Source organism: Rhizobium mongolense subsp. loessense, from assembly GCF_900099775.1.
Classification (GTDB): Bacteria; Pseudomonadota; Alphaproteobacteria; order Rhizobiales; family Rhizobiaceae; genus Rhizobium; species Rhizobium loessense.
This window is the reverse complement of record NZ_FMTM01000004.1, coordinates 402,714-418,750: the sequence shown is the minus strand read 5'-3', so window position 1 is coordinate 418,750 and position 16,037 is coordinate 402,714. Positions and strand designations below refer to the sequence as shown.

Sequence of the window (16,037 nt, the reverse complement as noted above, 5' to 3'; positions counted from 1 at the left end):
TTTCACTTCTTTTGGGAGGTTCGCTCGATCCATCCTTCAAAATCCCTGACCCATTTCTGCAAGAAGGATCTGGTGCTCTCGTGAGTGATGCCGCCGTCCTCGTCGAACAGCTCGGCCTTCCAGGTCAGATAGATCTCTGGCTGACCCATCACAATCACATGCGCCGCGTTCAGCACACTCTTCAGCTGACTTTGCCCAACTGCAGTACCAATGGCGCCAGGAGAGGTCCCCACGACGGCGCCTGGCTTGCCGGCAAAGGAGTTTTGGCCATAGGGCCGCGTTCCCCAGTCGATGGCGTTTTTCAAAACGGCCGTGAAGGACCGGTTGTACTCCGGTGAAACGAAAAGCACGCCGTCAGCCTGCTCGACCTGTCGTTTCATCCTCTTAATCGAGGCAGGGATATCCGCCCAGAGATCCTCGTTGTACATCGGGACTTCACCGACCGCGACGAAATCGAATTCGAGCCGATCTTCGGCAAGGCGCGCGAGTGCCTCGGCAAGTCTTCTGTTGATCGAGTCACGCCGGAGTGATCCGACCAGCACGGCGATTTTTTTCATGTTATTTCTCTGCGTCGAATTGGGATGACGGAACGCCGCCGTCCCAACGACGATAATCCATCTTAAGCCTATGTCAAGATATGTCTTAGACAGTCTTTAAAAGAGTATGATATGCCGAGAACGACAAATAACGACGACTCCCAGACCGCGAGCAGTCCTCGAAGGATGCTCGATGGCGATGAGCTGGGATTCCTTCTCCTGCTGCTTCTCGACGATGGCGATGCGCGGCACGGCTATGATCTCATCCGAGAAATCAAAACACGGTCCGGGGGCAACTACGCGCCAAGCTCCGGCATCGTCTACCCGCGCCTGGCGCTGATGTCAGATCTTGGCCAGATTGAATCGAGGCAAGCCCAGGAAAAAAGGCGCGCCTATTCCTTGACCCAGACAGGGCGCAGTTTCCTTCATGAGCATCTTGACGAAGCCCATGGTGTTCTTGCTCGCATCGAGGCGCTGCGCTTCCGTGGCAGCTCCGTCGCCGCAGGACCTGTCGGACGCGCAATGCAGAATCTCAAGACCGCACTCGGCCAGAGGTTAGCGGGGACACCGGATAAGGAATTGCTCCTCAGCGTTTCGGAGATCATAGACGAGGCGGTGCACAAAATTGAAAGGCTATAACGCCGATGAACAAGTCGCTCGCTAACATCCAGCGCAAGGCCAAGGGCGGCGCTCGCGCGGGCACGCTCATCGACAAGCCAGACTTCGATCAGGTCTTCGTCGGCGCGGGTGGTTCACACGATCGTCGTCACGATCAGTCCCGTTGGGCAGAAAGATCAAGGCGCCGTCTAGCCTCTGCTTAACATCCGCCATCGCGGTCCGCCAGTTCAGTGCGGTTGCGGTGTCCCGCACGAAATGACGATCGTGTGGAACAAGTTGATCGGTCGGATGTTCGTCATTTTCAACCATCAGGATTCTGCGTCATGCGAGTTTTACCCGCCATCGCCCTAACTTGCGCCACCTGTCTGACTTCGAACGCGTCCGCTTCTGAAGAAGACTTCTTGAAGTCGATCGAAGGGCAGTGGACGGGCGGCGGAGCGGTCCTGACAAAGCTCGGCGGAAGCAAGGTTGATGTCTCGTGCAAAATGCAATCCGATGCTAAATCGTCCAGTTTTTCGATGAACGGCTCATGCCGAGCGTTTGCCGTTGTCACGCGCAGCTTCACCGCGAACGTCCAGGCGTCTGGAGAAGCATATTCCGGCATCTATGTCGGAATATCCGGCAAGCCGTCCAAACTCGTGGGCAGCCGAGACGGGAATACGATTAAACTCGATGTTACCTGGGCCAATACAGTCTATGGGGATCGCCAAGCGAAAATGACGATCGAGAAGGTCGGCGAGGACGGTCTTCGGATTCGAACGATCGATCAAGATCCGGCATCTGGGAAGTCGATTGTCACAACTCAATTAGATTTGCGGCGACATTGAACGGTTATCGTCCGTCTTTTCCGAGAGGTCCTGTGACGGCAGCGTCGTTCCTCAGGCCGTCTACGGTGAGCAAACGCGGGCCATTGGTTCAATGCTCCGCACTGCCCGGCCGGGGTGTTGATCGACAGCGGCCGGTAAAGGCGCACCGCCTGGCATCAGGCTGCAGGAATATCACGTCAAGGTCAGAGCTGGTCAGCCGGCCTTGATGAAATCGATGAATGCACGCAGCGGCGCCGGCACGAGGCGCCGTCCGGGATAGTAGAGAAACGGCCCGGAGAAGGCCTGCCACCAGGGTTCGAGGACGGGTTCGAGGGCGCCGCTATCGAAATAGGGCCGCAGCCAGTCCTCAAACAGCCCCACGATGCCGACGCCGGCAATCGCCGCATCAACGGCCAGATCGACGGCCCCGCCAATCCCCACGGTCAACGGACCTTCCGGATCGACCCGCACGACTTCGCCTTCACGCTCGAATTCCCACGGCGTCATCATCGCACCGCTCGGAAAGCGACCGCGTATACAGGCATGGCCGAGCAGATCGCGAGGATGATCGGGCCGCCCATGGCGATCAAGGTAAGCCGGAGAAGCAGCGGTGGCGAACCGCTGGACACGAGGTCCGATCGGCACCGCGATCATATCCTGTTCCAGCCGCTCCTCGTAGCGAATACCGGCATCGCATCCGGCCGCCAATACGTCGACGAAGCTCTCCTCGGCGATCACCTCCAGGCGGATACCGGGATAGGCTGCGAGGAACGGCGGAACGATGCTGGGTAGCACCAGCCGCGCCGCGCTGACCGGCACGTTCAGGCGCAACGAACCCGCGGGCCGATCGCGAAAGCCGTTCACCACGTCGAGGGCCGACTCCACCTCGCTCAACGCCGGGCCGAGCCGCTCCAGCAGGCCGTGACCAGCTTCGGTCAAGACGACGCTGCGTGTCGTACGGTTGAGCAGCCTGACGCCGAGCTGCGCCTCAAGGCGGCGGACCGCCTCGCTCAAGCCCGACGCGCTTGCGCCGCTTGCGCGCGCTGCGTCACGAAAGCCCTTGGCGCGCGCCACCGCCACGAAAGCACTCAGATCACCTAGATCCACACTCACTGTTCGCCTCTCCGCACAGCCTGTGCAGATTGTATCCGGTTATCGCGCGGATGACCAACGCCTATCTACGCCGTGTCAGATAAAGGGAAAGATCATGACCAGCACAGAAAACCGCTCCGAAACCTTCGTCCTCGGCGACCGCAACGTGAAGCGGCTCGGCTACGGCGCCATGCAACTTGCAGGGCCTGGCGTGTTCGGTCCGCCCAAGGACCGTGAGGCGGCATTGGCCGTATTGCGCGAAGCAGTGAGGCGCGGGGTCAATCACATCGACACCAGCGACTTTTACGGCCCGCACGTGACCAACCAGTTGATCCGCGAGGCACTCGCGCCCTATCGCGACGATCTCGTCATCGTCACCAAGATCGGCGCCCGGCGCGGCGAGAATGGATCCTGGCTCCCGGCCGTCTCGCCGGAAGAACTGACCCAGGCCGTGCATGACAATTTGCGAAATCTCGGTCTCGCCGTGTTGGATGTGGTCAACCTTCGGATCATGTTCGACGCCCATGGCCCGGCCGAGGGATCAATCGAGGCGCCGCTCACCGCCCTGGCCGAGCTCCAGCAGCGGGGCCTGGTGCGACATATCGGGTTGAGCAACGTCACCCCCACGCAGGTCGCAGAAGGACGCCGGATCACCAAGATCGTTTGCGTGCAGAACCAGTACAATTTAGCGCATCGAAGGGACGATGCCCTGATTGACGATCTTGCCAGCGACGGCATCGCCTATGTGCCGTTCTTTCCGCTCGGCGGGTTCAATCCGCTGCAGTCGTCCATCTTGTCCGACGCCGCGCAACGCCTCGGCGCCACGCCATTGCAGGTCGCTCTCGCCTGGCTGCTTCGTCGGGCACCGAACATCCTACTGATCCCCGGCACCTCCTCGGTCGCGCATCTGCGCGAGAACCTCGCCACGGCAGAACTTGATCTGCCGAATGATACGCTTGATGCATTGGACGGCATTGCGGCGAGCGTCAGTTCCGCCTGAAAAGTCGGCGATTCACTTGCTTCGGGGCGCCGCCGGCTCTCGGAATCGGCTGGAAAGCTGGCAGCGCAATCGTGCTCGGCAAAGTCCGCTTTTCACTCATGAATTGGGTGCGACAATTACTTTCGTTGAACGCCACAGTCCCCCGTCCCGTTATCGACACGGGACGGTATTGAGGTATCCACCTTGGATCAGAACAGGAAAAGCGCCGCTTACTCAGTGAGGGAGACCGAAGCGCGTCAGTCCGGCTCGACTGGTCGGATCGTATCGACCGAGACATCGCCATCAAGGATGCCGCGCGAAACGTCGGTACGATCACGGTCGATCTCGATTACGGTGTAAAGCTTGTCGTCCCTGAAAGCACTCGCATTAGCTGTCGTCACGTCTTCGGCAGGCGCTGAATCGATCTCCATGAAGTCCAGCTCTCGACTCGCCGCCATGATCCGTGCGTCGCCTGGCGTCCTCGCCGCCACGACGACAACTCCATGCCCTGGAGAGTTGACCCATCTTGGATCGTTCGGTGCCGCGATCGGTTCGAGACGATAGATGCTGAGTGGTTCCCCAGCGCCGCCGGGCGCGCTCTGCGCGGCCGCGTCAGCGATCTGCGCCTGGCTTTCCACCGAACGCCCGAACGTGGTCGGGCTGCTTGCATTGTTGATCGCGTCGGTACCTGTCTTCGAAACGTTCGACATAACGTCCTCCATGACTACCAATAACGATAGCGGCAGCCATCTGTTCCGCACTTCAGAACTCGCAGAACCGGGCCGGGACGGCGATCAACGCGAAGCTGATCCTTAAGTCCCAGGCGCAGACCAAGTTCGCAGGCAACGGGAGCGTGCAAGATCCCGGTCCGCCATGACCGTTTCTATTGCCCGCGTATGAACGCGCTTTCAAATGGGCAGCCCGGTTGAGCGGTCTGTCTGCGTCCTGGAATACTCAGCGCGTCACGTATACGTCTTCGTCCCGCACGACGTGTGTCGTGCCGACGGCGCCGCCGATCCAAGCCGCGATAGCACCTACGGCTAGCGCGATGAATGCCAGGATCGCTCCCGCCGAGAACGCTGTCGCTGCGGTCTCGGCGGCCTCGGTCGCCTGCTGCTTTGCCTGGGCAACGGCGTCCTTGTACTGCTGTTCGTACTGGGCGACCTGCTGCTTGGCCTGATCGACAGGAATGTTCTGAGCTCGGGCGATGGCGTCGGCAGCGCGATTGCGTGCTTCTTCTGCCTTGGTTTGGTCGCCTGTCAGAACTGCGCGCACGGAGGCGACTGCGGCATCGCGCAGCGCTGCTGGATCGTTGCCGCCACTTGCGTCGCGGATGCCCTGCTCGACGCCGGCCATTGGATCAGTGGCCGTCGCAAGTGCCGGAGCTGCAGTCGTGGCGGCTGTGGCGACCGTAGATCCGGCGCTGGAGACGATGCCGCCCAAACCAGAGAAGATACCACCGACGAGTGCGCCGACGGATGTGGTCAGAAGATAGAGGACGACGAGAGTGGTGACGGCCCACGACGTGACGCCATGAAGAGATCCCGTCGAACGAAGGGGGCGTCCGGACAACCGGCCGGCAATGTAGCCGCCGGCAAAAGATGCAATGAGGCCGCTGACGACGAACCAGATTGCCGTGCTAACCGAGAGCGTTGTCGCACTCGGATTATCACTCGAAGCGGGATCAATGACGGCGGCGCCGAGGCCGGCACCCAGGAGGTTGAGCAGGAGCTGAACGACAAGTGCCACTGCGACGCCGGCGAACACGGCGCCCCAGGAAACCTTGTTGAAGGCTGCGGTGAGGTTAGGGTTATCGTCGCGCGTATAAATATGCGCCACGGATGAAACGGGTTCGGTCATCGGAGTTTCCTTTTCTCACGAGCTCGTGAAGTGGCAACCAAACTCGCAGATGTGCCCATTGTTCCAGGTGGCTGAACTTCATTTAAAAAGAGTGGATGCGAAATCCCGCGTCCTTTGTTTGTAGTCTCCGCAAGCACATAGGGCTCGAACCGCACCGGTGCCTTCTTAAACCCTCTCCAGCGGAAAGAAGGGGGACGGAGGCAGCACGACGGCGATGGCGTCGCCCGTGCGCACAATGCCACCTTTAAGCAGGCGCGTGACGCAACGCGCCCGCGAGGTGCGTGTCGACCTTTCTCATTTCACGGTGGTTTTTATCTTCGCCACAGCTTCGAGCGTGCGATGGACCGGGCATTTGTCGGCGATTTCCGCAATCTTTCCACGAAGCTCCTCGGAGATCTCGCCGTCGATGGAAATGACACGCTCGAAACGATCAATCCTGCCACTTGCGCTGCGTTCCGCTTTGGTGCACTCCTCGCAATCCTTGACATGAATTTTGGCATGCGAGACGTCAATGCCGATACGCCCCAGCGTCAGCTTCTTGTGATCGGCATAGATACGCAGCGTCATCGCGGTGCAGGCGCCAAGTGCGATCGACAGGAAATCATAGGGCGATGGACCGGAATCGAGCCCGCCCAGGTTTCCGGGTTCATCTGCGAAAAGCCGGTGGCTGCCCGCCTGAACCGAATTCTGGAACTTGCCTTCGCCCGTTTCCGTCACGCGGACATGTTCGATCACCCCCGTGCCCTGCGGTGTGTCGGCGGCAAGATAGCGCGTCAGCCATCCCGATATGACCCGTCCGGCGAAGGCTGCGTCGTCAAGGTCAGTGAGCAGGTGGTCGGCCTTGTCAAGCGAGATGAAGCTCTTGGGATGTCTGGCCGCGAGGAAGATTTCGTTGGCGTTTTCTATTCCGACCGTCTCATCCAGCGGCGCGTGAAGGATGAGGAGCGGTTTTTTCAGGCTCGCAACCGCATCCTTGATACGGTGTGAACGCGCGTCCTCGACAAATTGCCTTCTGAGAAGGAACGTCCGCCCGGCGAGATCGACCTCGGCCGCACCACTTTTTTCGATTTCCTCGAGGCTCGTCCCGAAATTCTTCAACACGTGGCCGACATCGGCTGGCGCACCGATCGTCGCAACGGCGCGCACTTCAGGTATGTTCCTGGCGACGGCCAGCACCGCTGCGCCGCCGAGCGAGTGGCCGATCAGCACCGACGGTGCCTGATAGTGCTGACGAAGATAGTCGGCCGCCGAAAGCAGGTCGGCGACATTGGAGGAGAAATTTGTCGAAGCAAATTCGCCTTCGCTCGATCCCAGACCCGTGAAGTCAAAACGCATGACAGCGATACCTTCGCGCGCAAGCTCTGCTGAAATGCGGCGAGCTGCGGCCAAATCCTTGGAGCAGGTGAAGCAATGGGCAAAAAGCGCGTAGGCGCGTAAAGGCCCGTTCGGCATGTCGAGGCGGGCAGCCAGGGTTGCGCCGGAATGGCCGGCAAATTGAAGCCGTTGCGTGTTGAAGCCCATGGGAATGCTCCGTCGCTGGGAGGAAATGAGCATTCTACATCAGCGACGGAGACCGACTACCTAGATGTTCGTTCAGAGCCCAATCTTTGCCCGGACCTTGTGACGGCGCAGTGCCGGCGTCCAGACTGCACGACGTGCTCCTTTTTATGCGCCCTGCGTATCAGCCGGGCTTTTCAGGATTGGTTCGAATGGTCGCTGTACTGCGTGGCAGAAGACAGGCGGCCGGTTATTCGGCCGCCGACCGCCGTGGCAGCACCCAATTGGCGCGCGGGAAATGGCAGGTGTAGCCGTTTGGATAATGCTCCAGGTAATCCTGATGCTCGGGCTCCGCCTGCCAGAAGTCTCCCGCCGGCTCGACCTCGGTCACCACCTTGCCGGGCCACAGACCCGAAGCGTCGACGTCTGCGATGGTGTCCTCGGCTATTTTCTTCTGCTCCTCGTCAACGTAATAGATCGCCGACCTGTAGGAGGCGCCGACATCGTTGCCCTGCCGGTTTCTTGTCGTCGGATCATGGATCTGGAAGAAAAACTCCAGAATCCGCCTATAGCTGGTCGTCTCGGGATCGAAGATGATCTCGATGCCTTCGGCGTGGTTACCGTGATTTCGGTAGGTCGCATTCGGCACATCGCCGCCGGTGTAGCCCACGCGGGTCTGAATGACCCCGGGCAGCTTGCGGATCAAGTCCTGCATTCCCCAGAAGCAACCACCAGCCAGAACAGCTTTCTCGGTCATTTAGATATCCTCCACCTGATTGAGATACGCACCGTAGCCCTCAGCGTCCATTTCGTCGCGCGAAATGAAGCGCAGGGCTGCGGAATTGATGCAGTAACGTAGGCCACCCTGGTCTTGAGGACCGTCGGCAAACACGTGTCCGAGGTGGCTGTCGCCATGCGCGGAGCGCACCTCGGTGCGGGTCATGCCGTGGGAGCCATCCCGCAGTTCCTTGACATTTGCCGACACGATCGGCTTGGTGAAGCTTGGCCAGCCGCAGCCGGAATCGAACTTGTCGGCCGAGGCGAACAGCGGCTCGCCGGAAACGATGTCGACATAGATCCCCGACCTCTTGTTGTCATGATACTCCCCTGTAAAGGGGCGTTCGGTGCCGTTTTGCTGGGTGACCCGATATTGCTCGGACGTAAGTTTGCTGACCGCTTCGTCGGTCTTTGCGTAGGTCATTGCCTATCTCCGTTCTTAGATTTGTTGTCTGAATATGGCGAGGGCCTACGGGGATTCCCAATATCAGGTGTGTATAGATTCAATAGCCGTACGATCAGGACAGTTCTGCTGCTTACACCCAGTTGTGCCGAGCTGCCATCTGCGCGATCTTGCGGATCTCGAGCGGCGTACCGGAACCGGAGACAGTCACGAAGACCAGTTCGCGTTCCAATGACATCCCTTCAACCGGGCGTGTCGCTATGCCCTGCACGACGACGGACCGCTCGGGCATGATGCAGATCGCGCGGCCTTCGGCTACCATTTGCTGGACCCAGTCCTCGCGCTCGGCACTGAAGCGCGGTTGCATGACCGCATCATGGTCCATCAGGTGCTCGGTGATCTCGGTGTGGAATTCGCAGGCCAGCCGGTCGACATAAGGATAGGAGGCAATTGCCTCGGTACTGACGACATCTTTGCCCGCCAGCGGATGGCTCTCCGCGCAGGCAAGGAGGAATCGCTCACGAAACAGCGGCACGACGTTGAGCTTGGGGTTGGCACGCGGCGCTCGCGGCAGGATGCAGGCGTGGTACTTGCCCGAGAGCACTTCGTCCGCACTTTCTCCAGCCAACAGCTGATGCATGTTGATCTTGATGGAAGGAAGCTTTCCAAGCGCGTCGTCGAAGAATGCGGCAAAGGCAGCAGGCCCGATAGTCGGGGCAACAGCGATGTCGAGAATACGGCGTCGGCCGAGCACCGTGCTCTCGGAATGCTCGAGCACGTTTCGAAGCGCGAGTTCAATCCGCATGAACTCGGCCTGGACGTCGCGGCCAAGCGCCGTAAGGCGGCTGTCCTTGCCATCGCGATAGATGAGTGGACTGCCCAATTCTTCCTCTAGACGCTGGATTGCTCGAGTGAGACTTGGCTGCGAAACACCGCTTCGACGTGCGGCTTCGGTGAAATTCAAGGTTTCCGCCAAATTGAGAAAGTACCTAACCTGATTGATGTCCATGGATCACTTCTTGCGTGGGTTTGACGGGGATTGCCATCAAGGTGGAAGCGAAATGCGCGCATTTCGAGCTTGCCAGGAGTGAATACAGATCAGCAGTGGTTTGTGCCACTCCTGGTGAGCGCCTGCCCCCGATGAGCTACCCGGTGCAGGCGATTTTCTACTGCGGGGGCAGTGCGATCACCGCTCTCCTCTTTGGGACCAAGAAAGCTATTGCGATGGTCATAGTCGGCCCGCGCTTACGTGCGACGGCGCAAAGCGCGGTCCGAATTCGTCGACCTCCACGAGCGGCAATGCATCACCCTTGGAGGGCCGCGGCGCGAAGCCCGAGATGCGCCTTCGCACGGTTGTTGGAGGCTGCAGTCAGGCGGGAGGGCCGCTTCCTCGCCCGCCGTAAAGAGCGACGCGCGACTGGCCTAGTTTTCGAGTGCAGCCTGTGGCGTGTTGCGGAAACTGATCGCCATTCGGTTGTAGGCGTTCATCAGGCCGGTCGCGATCGTCAGATCAACGAGTTCCCGCTCATCGAAAACGGCGCGCGCAGCCTCGTAAGCCGCGTCGGGCACACCGGTGTCTGCCACGCGCGTGACCGTCTCGGCCCAGGCAAGGGCGCCCCGCTCACGCTCGTCGAAGAGGTTGCCGGCTTCAGCCCATGCTTGCACCAGCGCGATCTTCTCGATTTTCTGCCCCTTTTTCAAAAGGTCGCGCGTGTGCATGTCGAGGCAGTAGGCACAGTTGTTGATCTGCGAAATACGAAGATAGACCAGATCGATCAGCGTCGCAGGAAGGCTGCTCTGCGTAATGTACCCGTAAACTCCGCCAAGCGCTTTGACGCCGGCCGGTGCGATCTGGTTGTAGTCGAGACGCTTGCTCATTGTCTTGTTCCTTCAAGCTCTTTTTACTCGGTGGGGGTGGTCAGAGCCGTTTCGTCGCTGTCGGCGACAAAGACGGCGAGCAGCTTTGCGGGCTTGGTCTTGCTCGCATTGCGGCTGACAAGATGGTTGGCAGCCGGCGGTTCGTGCCAGCTCTCACCGGCGCGATAGATCTGCGTCGGGCCGTCATTCACCTTCGATTCGATTTCTCCGGAAAGGACGTAGGCGAAGATGAACGACCGGTCCGCGTGCCTGTGTGGGGCAGAGGCCCCGCCCGGGGGATAATCGACAATCATGGCCGTCAGCGTCTTGCCCGGAATGTTGGGAATGGCTTGCTCGAAGTGGGGCGTGACAACGTCGCCGGGGCCATGCGCTCCGGCAGGGATTGCGGTGGCTATGGCGAGGGCGGCGACGGCCGCGCCGATGATGGATCGTGCATTCATAACGGCATTTCTCCTTATGGCGATTTCAGCACGGTGTCTCCGTGATCAGCGCTAAGAATCGGGCATTGCCGCCCCGGCCGGTAGACCAAGAATGCGAGAGGCAGCCTCTTAAGTCAGGCAGGTCTTAACGCGGTGAACAAACTGCATCGATCGCGAATGGCAGCGAAGAAGACCCGACCTCAGAGGGGACAGTGCGCTCTCGACGAAACCGAAGTGATGGTGGAGCTCGTTTCTTGTGAGACCGTCCAATGACATTGTGTCCGACAGCGCAAGAAGCTTCGGGAACCGTCAGATCCGGATCTTCGCCGATGATGTTTGAAGGTCACGCCTCGATCCAAACCCGCCATTGAAGGTCTGTTCGAGCAAGTGTTCAGGACGGCAGGTGTCGCCAGCGCTCCATGAGCGACAGGCCGCCGATTGCGTAAGCCGACGCGAGAAGCACATTGAGCAAGCGGCTGACGAAGGCTTCGCCGCTGGTGCCGGGCAGCGGTGACATGCCTAGCCCAACGAGCAGGATGAAGGTTGCGAAGGCTATGGCGTAAACGGGTGCGCGATCAGCCGCCACTGCGATGCGGCCAGCGAAAATGAGGCTTGCGGCAAAAAACGCCGTGATAAAGAACAGCAAGGAGCCGCCAACGAGCACGAGATTGTAGAATCCTGCGGCCGCTGTCCCGCCGATGAGATTTCCGAGGATCAGTCCGAGCGCGGCCTGCTGCCCTTGTCCTCGATCGGGCAGTCGAAGCAGTGTCACGATGACGATCAATACGACGATCGAAACCTGCGTCGCGTCGAGAATGAACCAGGTCAGAACCGGCAGTAGGATGAGCGTGTCGCAAAGCGCGTGGCGCGCAGCCGTGGCCGGATCGGCCGCGCGTGTGGTGCCGGCGGCGGGCAGCGCTTCGGGCTCTGCAACCACGGGAACGGGGAATATCGCGTGCGCTGCCCATACCCCCATCAGGGCCACGATGCCGGCCATTACGATCGATGCGGCAACCGATCCCGCTGTCGCGGGCGACAGGATGGCGATCGTGGGCAGCATGACGGCCGAAATTTGCGGAAGGAGCGTGGCCAATTCTGGCACGCCGCGTCTGTGGGCATAGAATGAGACATAGACGAGGAGCGCGAGTGTAAGGATCAGCACCGTCGGATTGCTCATGAAGGCTGTCGTGAGAACCAGCACTATCCCTGTCGACGCGGCAATCAGAACGATGACGGTCAGACCCTGCGCCAGGCTCGGCGAAGGGCGTTCCAGCTTGGCGAGCATGTTGGCGGCCAAGAGCGGGGCCAGGAAGGTCGCCTCCCAGTCAAGCGCCTCGACCACTGTAAAACAGGCTGCGACCCCGAAGGCGAGGCGAAGAGCGGCTCGGCGCAGGCCTTCGACGGCGCGGTCGGTTCCACTAAGATAGATTGCCGACGCTTCACTGGACATAGGTCAGCAGCGCGACGAGTCGCATCCTGATGTTGCCGAGCACGTTCATGAAGGCGTTGCCGCTGGTATAAATCATCAAGTTGGCCTGCGCGCCGAAACGCAGCGGCCGTACCTCCTGGTCAAACTTGATGCGCACCGGCATCAACTGAGGCGGGCGAACCCAGCCACTCTGAGCGCGCGGGGCAGGCAGGCCAGTGCTTGAGTCGATGCTGCGGTTGCCTACCCCGTAGCCCAGCGAAACCACTCGTCCCGTGAGTACCCGTCCTGGAAGAATGTCGAGCACAATGTCGACTGGATCGCCCATGGCGACGTTCTCCAGGGCGTTTTCGCGGAACGCCCCTTCGATCCAGACCTCCCGTATGTCGATGTAGGTCATCGCGGCTTCCCCCTTTCCCAAGACTTGTCCTAGCGCCAGCGAGAGACTCGTCACGCCGCCCTCGGAGGGAGCCAACACGGTCGTGTTCTGCAGGTCGAGGCTCGCTTGCTCCAATGCCGCCATGGCTTCGCGGATCTGAGGATTGTTTGCACCCGTGGGGCCAAGTGCTTGGCGAGCCTTCTCGACTTCGGCCTCGGCCTGAACCACGACAGCCTCTGCCGAATCCAGGAACGACTGCGCCTGCGCTCTGCGCGCGGTGGGATAGACGCCCTTCTTGACCAGCTCGAAGGTACGCGCCGCCTGCTCCCGCGCGTTCTCCCGCTTGGCAATGGCCTCGACGAGCTTGGCCTCCGCCGTCGCAACAGCAGCGGTTGACGCTCCGATCGACTGCCCGACGGCTTCGAGCTGCGCCTCCGCGCTGCGGACGGCAAGCTCATACATGTCGGGATCGATGCGAAACAGGACGGTGCCCGCCTCTACCCGCTGATCGGTTTCGACGCCGATCTCGACCACCTTGCCTCCAACTTCAGGAGCGATCTTGACCAGGTAGGCCTGCACCAGTCCCTGAGCTGTGTACGGAGTATATCGGTCCGAGGCAATGCCATAGAAGAAGAGCACGGCGCAGATCGCGATCACGATCAGCGTCACGCGGCGAACCGGATTTTTTTGCCGGAGAGCTTTTGCGGGCGGTGGCGCAAGCGTCGAGGGCTCCGCTACCATTTTCTCGTCCGCCATCCCATCCTCCCTCGCTCGTCGTGCGTATTCGCCGACGTCGCCCATATCCGCTTCCCATGCATTGGGCCGCTTCGCACCCAAGGTCATCAGAGCTTCACGTTCTAGTGCTTGGCCCCCGCAATGATCTCAAGTGAACGCAGCCCGAAAACCATCAGTTCGACCGCAACCGCGGTCAACAAGATCCCGAACACAACCTCGGATATTACCAGAGTGACCGGGTTCAGGCGCTTTGCCACCTTGTCGATGTTGGAAAAGACCAGATAGTCGAACGCGCCAACAAGCAAGACGAGTCCCAAAACGAGGCCGGCACTGGCGATTGAGACGACCTCGCCGGAGGCAACGATGAGTATTGTGATGCCGACCGGATTGAGCAGATATGGGATGGCGAGCGGGTAAACGGCGATCCGGCTTGGGTCTTCTTGGACACCGGCGTCCTCCTCGACCTTCTTGCCAGGCCCGGCGACCATTTCGATGGCCAGAATCGCAAGAATGATCGCACCGCCCACCGCAACGGCACCAGCGCTGATATGCAGCAGGCGCATGAGGAGCGCTCCGGTTGCAAACAGGACGATTGCCGTGACGACCGCCGTCACAACCATCCGTCGCCCGACGGCCCGTTGTGTCTGAGGTTCGAAGTGCTTGGTCTTTTCGAGAAAAGGCACCAATGCGATTTTGGGCCCCATGCCGACGAGCAAGAGCAGCAGTAGCGTCACCACGAGCTGTACATCAATCACCGAGAAATCCATTACACGGCTCGCTTCGTAGATGACGTTGATGACAGACTTGCTTGTTCGATTCGCGCGTCTCTAAATAAGATATTTCTAATTCTATCCCTTAGTGCAGTTCGGTCAAGCACCGGATTCGAGGCGCCACAGTTCAAGGTTGCGCCGTCGCAGCTTGCACGGTAGGTTTTCTCGGAGCACTCCGGTGTACTTAAGGGCCGCTGCCGTGTCTCAATCTCAAATCTTCAGGTTTTGGAATTCCTTTTCGGCCGCCGGTCTTTTGATCGGAGCACTGTTCTTCGCGGCCTCGCTCACTCCGACGCTGCTTCCACGCACGTTTGTGACCCAGGGGGTCTTATCCGGATTTTCCTTCGCTGCCGGATACGGCCTCGGCGTCTTTGGGCGATGGCTGGCTCGCTATCTGGAATTGCCCAAGCCAAAGGACCGCACACTGCGGATCATCAAGCTCATTGCTGCAGTGGTCTGCGTTTCGATCGTTGCCGTTTTCCTGTGGCGGGCGTCGGAATGGCAGAACTCGATTCGCCACCTGATGGGCTTGGAACCGGTCGATACTGCGCGTCCCTTGGAGGTCGGTTTGATCGCCGCGCTGACCTTCGCATTGCTGTTCGTGCTCGCGTGGTTTTTTCAGCTAACCTTCCTGTTCACGTCCAGAAGGCTCAACCGATTTGTGTCGAGGCGCGTGTCCTATTTGGCCGGCATTGTCATTGCGGTGACGTTGTTCTGGTCGCTCATCGACGGGGTCCTCTTCAAGCTTGCCCTGTACGCGGCGGATTCCTCCTTCCAGGCATTCGACGAACTCATCGAGCCCGAGAGCCAGCAACCGACTGACGCGAACAAGACCGGTAGCAACGCCTCCCTGATCGAGTGGGACGAGCTTGGAAGGGCTGGACGGGAATTCATTGCGACGGGACCGACCAGCAAGGATTTGCAGTCGTTTCTCGGCAGAGACACGCTTGAGCCGGTCCGCGTCTATGTCGGGCTGCGGTCTGCCGAGACCGCCGAGGCGCGCGCGAAGCTGGCCGTGGAGGAGCTCAAGCGTGTCGGTGGATTCGAGCGGTCAGTGCTCATCGTCGTGATGCCGACGGGTACCGGATGGATCGACCCTGCGGCCGCGGACACGGTCGAATACCTCCACGGAGGCGATGTGGCCAGCATCGCGATGCAGTATTCCTATCTTACAAGCTGGTTATCCCTTCTGGTCGAGCCCGACTACGGGGCCGATGCCGCTCGCACGCTATTTGCGGAAGTCTACGCGCATTGGACGAAACTGCCCAGGGAAAGTCGCCCCAGGCTCTACCTGCATGGGCTGAGCCTTGGCGCATTAAGCTCCGAGCAATCCGCCGAACTGTTCGAAGTCATCGGCGATCCGTATCATGGAGCTCTGTGGAGCGGTCCGCCATTTCCGAGCCGAATCTGGCGCTCGGTGACCGACGATCGCGTTCACGGTTCGCCGGCCTGGCAGCCACGCTTCCGGAATGGCTCATATGTGCGGTTCACCAGCCAGGAGAACGCCTTGGCGATTCCGGGAGCGCAGTGGGGGCCGATGCGGATCGTCTATCTGCAGTATGCCAGCGACCCGGTGACCTTCTTCGACTATCGGTCCTGATACAGGGAGCCGGATTGGATGAAGGCGCCTCGCGGTCCGGACGTGTCTTCCGAGCTGCGGTGGTATCCGGTGGTGACGCTTCTGCAGCTCACGCTCGACATGGCGATGGCCACCACAGCCCCCATAGGGTATGGGCACGTCTATGCGCCGGCACATTACATCGACGCCTGGATCGAGGTGACGGCTGTGGACGGGTGGAGCGCTGAGCAGATCGCTCGCCTGAAACATCACTTCGAAAGTCGGCCGTAAAAGGATGTCGCTG

At 60.2% G+C, this 16,037-nt stretch carries 16 protein-coding genes and 1 pseudogene; 4 read left to right on the top strand and 13 right to left on the bottom strand.

Annotation, left to right across the window (positions count from 1 at the left end):
• Window positions 1-2: 2 nt before the first annotated feature.
• Window positions 3-557, bottom strand: coding sequence for an NADPH-dependent FMN reductase (locus BLP23_RS17030; protein ID WP_092586009.1), 555 nt, complete (start codon window positions 555-557; stop codon window positions 3-5).
• A 111-nt stretch (window positions 558-668) separates the two neighbouring features.
• Here BLP23_RS17030 and BLP23_RS17025 point away from each other — a divergent pair, with 111 nt between their 5' ends.
• Both BLP23_RS17025 and BLP23_RS17020 read left to right on the top strand, forming a co-directional pair.
• Window positions 669-1,175 carry a PadR family transcriptional regulator gene (locus tag BLP23_RS17025; RefSeq protein ID WP_092586007.1) on the top strand — a complete coding sequence of 169 codons (507 nt, stop codon included), beginning with the start codon at window positions 669-671 and terminating at the stop codon, window positions 1,173-1,175.
• Window positions 1,176-1,555: 380 nt separating this feature from the next.
• On the top strand, window positions 1,556-1,981 hold the full coding sequence (locus BLP23_RS17020; RefSeq protein ID WP_324613743.1) for a hypothetical protein: 426 nt from the start codon (window positions 1,556-1,558) through the stop codon (window positions 1,979-1,981).
• A 192-nt stretch (window positions 1,982-2,173) separates the two neighbouring features.
• On the opposite strand, the gene BLP23_RS17015 is transcribed toward BLP23_RS17020, so the two are convergent.
• Entirely contained in the window at window positions 2,174-3,073 is a 900-nt protein-coding gene (locus BLP23_RS17015) for a LysR family transcriptional regulator (protein ID WP_092586004.1), read from the bottom strand.
• Window positions 3,074-3,167: 94 nt separating this feature from the next.
• On the opposite strand from BLP23_RS17015, the gene BLP23_RS17010 reads away from it, so the two are divergent.
• Window positions 3,168-4,052, top strand: coding sequence for an aldo/keto reductase family oxidoreductase (locus BLP23_RS17010; RefSeq protein WP_092586003.1), 885 nt, complete (start codon window positions 3,168-3,170; stop codon window positions 4,050-4,052).
• A 236-nt stretch (window positions 4,053-4,288) separates the two neighbouring features.
• Here the strand turns inward: BLP23_RS17010 and BLP23_RS17005 are convergent, their stop codons facing one another.
• From BLP23_RS17005 to BLP23_RS16955, 11 genes are all read right to left on the bottom strand, one after another.
• Window positions 4,289-4,741, bottom strand: a complete 453-nt coding sequence (locus tag BLP23_RS17005) for a hypothetical protein (protein ID WP_092586001.1) — start codon at window positions 4,739-4,741, stop codon at window positions 4,289-4,291.
• Window positions 4,742-4,985: 244 nt separating this feature from the next.
• Window positions 4,986-5,891 (bottom strand): PhnA-like protein, encoded by a 906-nt coding sequence (locus tag BLP23_RS17000; RefSeq protein ID WP_092586000.1) that lies wholly within the window; start codon window positions 5,889-5,891, stop codon window positions 4,986-4,988.
• Window positions 5,892-6,185: 294 nt separating this feature from the next.
• On the bottom strand, window positions 6,186-7,412 hold the full coding sequence (locus tag BLP23_RS16995; protein ID WP_092585998.1) for a bifunctional alpha/beta hydrolase/OsmC family protein: 1,227 nt from the start codon (window positions 7,410-7,412) through the stop codon (window positions 6,186-6,188).
• A 226-nt stretch (window positions 7,413-7,638) separates the two neighbouring features.
• Window positions 7,639-8,145 carry a peptide-methionine (S)-S-oxide reductase MsrA gene (gene msrA, locus BLP23_RS16990; RefSeq protein ID WP_092585996.1) on the bottom strand — a complete coding sequence of 169 codons (507 nt, stop codon included), beginning with the start codon at window positions 8,143-8,145 and terminating at the stop codon, window positions 7,639-7,641.
• Window positions 8,146-8,589 (bottom strand): peptide-methionine (R)-S-oxide reductase MsrB, encoded by a 444-nt coding sequence (msrB, locus tag BLP23_RS16985; RefSeq protein ID WP_092585994.1) that lies wholly within the window; start codon window positions 8,587-8,589, stop codon window positions 8,146-8,148.
• Between the two features lie 112 nt (window positions 8,590-8,701).
• A complete protein-coding gene (locus tag BLP23_RS16980) occupies window positions 8,702-9,577 on the bottom strand; it encodes a LysR family transcriptional regulator (RefSeq protein WP_092585992.1) in 876 nt (291 codons plus the stop codon).
• 413 nt (window positions 9,578-9,990) lie between these two features.
• Entirely contained in the window at window positions 9,991-10,446 is a 456-nt protein-coding gene (locus tag BLP23_RS16975; protein ID WP_092585990.1) for a carboxymuconolactone decarboxylase family protein, read from the bottom strand.
• A gap of 23 nt (window positions 10,447-10,469) precedes the next feature.
• On the bottom strand, window positions 10,470-10,886 hold the full coding sequence (locus BLP23_RS16970; protein WP_092585988.1) for a cupin domain-containing protein: 417 nt from the start codon (window positions 10,884-10,886) through the stop codon (window positions 10,470-10,472).
• A gap of 370 nt (window positions 10,887-11,256) precedes the next feature.
• Window positions 11,257-12,315 carry a DUF2955 domain-containing protein gene (locus BLP23_RS16965; RefSeq protein ID WP_092585986.1) on the bottom strand — a complete coding sequence of 353 codons (1,059 nt, stop codon included), beginning with the start codon at window positions 12,313-12,315 and terminating at the stop codon, window positions 11,257-11,259.
• The gene (locus BLP23_RS16960) at window positions 12,305-13,471 is read right to left on the bottom strand and encodes an HlyD family secretion protein (RefSeq protein WP_324613742.1); all 1,167 of its coding nucleotides are present in this window, start codon (window positions 13,469-13,471) and stop codon (window positions 12,305-12,307) included. The genes BLP23_RS16965 and BLP23_RS16960 overlap by 11 nt, the downstream gene beginning before the upstream one ends.
• A 56-nt stretch (window positions 13,472-13,527) precedes the next feature.
• Window positions 13,528-14,172: a MarC family protein gene (locus BLP23_RS16955; protein WP_092585982.1), complete on the bottom strand. Its 645-nt coding sequence runs from the start codon at window positions 14,170-14,172 to the stop codon at window positions 13,528-13,530.
• Window positions 14,173-14,374: 202 nt separating this feature from the next.
• Between BLP23_RS16955 and BLP23_RS16950 the strand changes: the two are divergent.
• A pseudogene (locus tag BLP23_RS16950) lies at window positions 14,375-16,024 on the top strand (alpha/beta hydrolase).
• The last annotated feature ends 13 nt before the right edge of the window (window positions 16,025-16,037 follow it).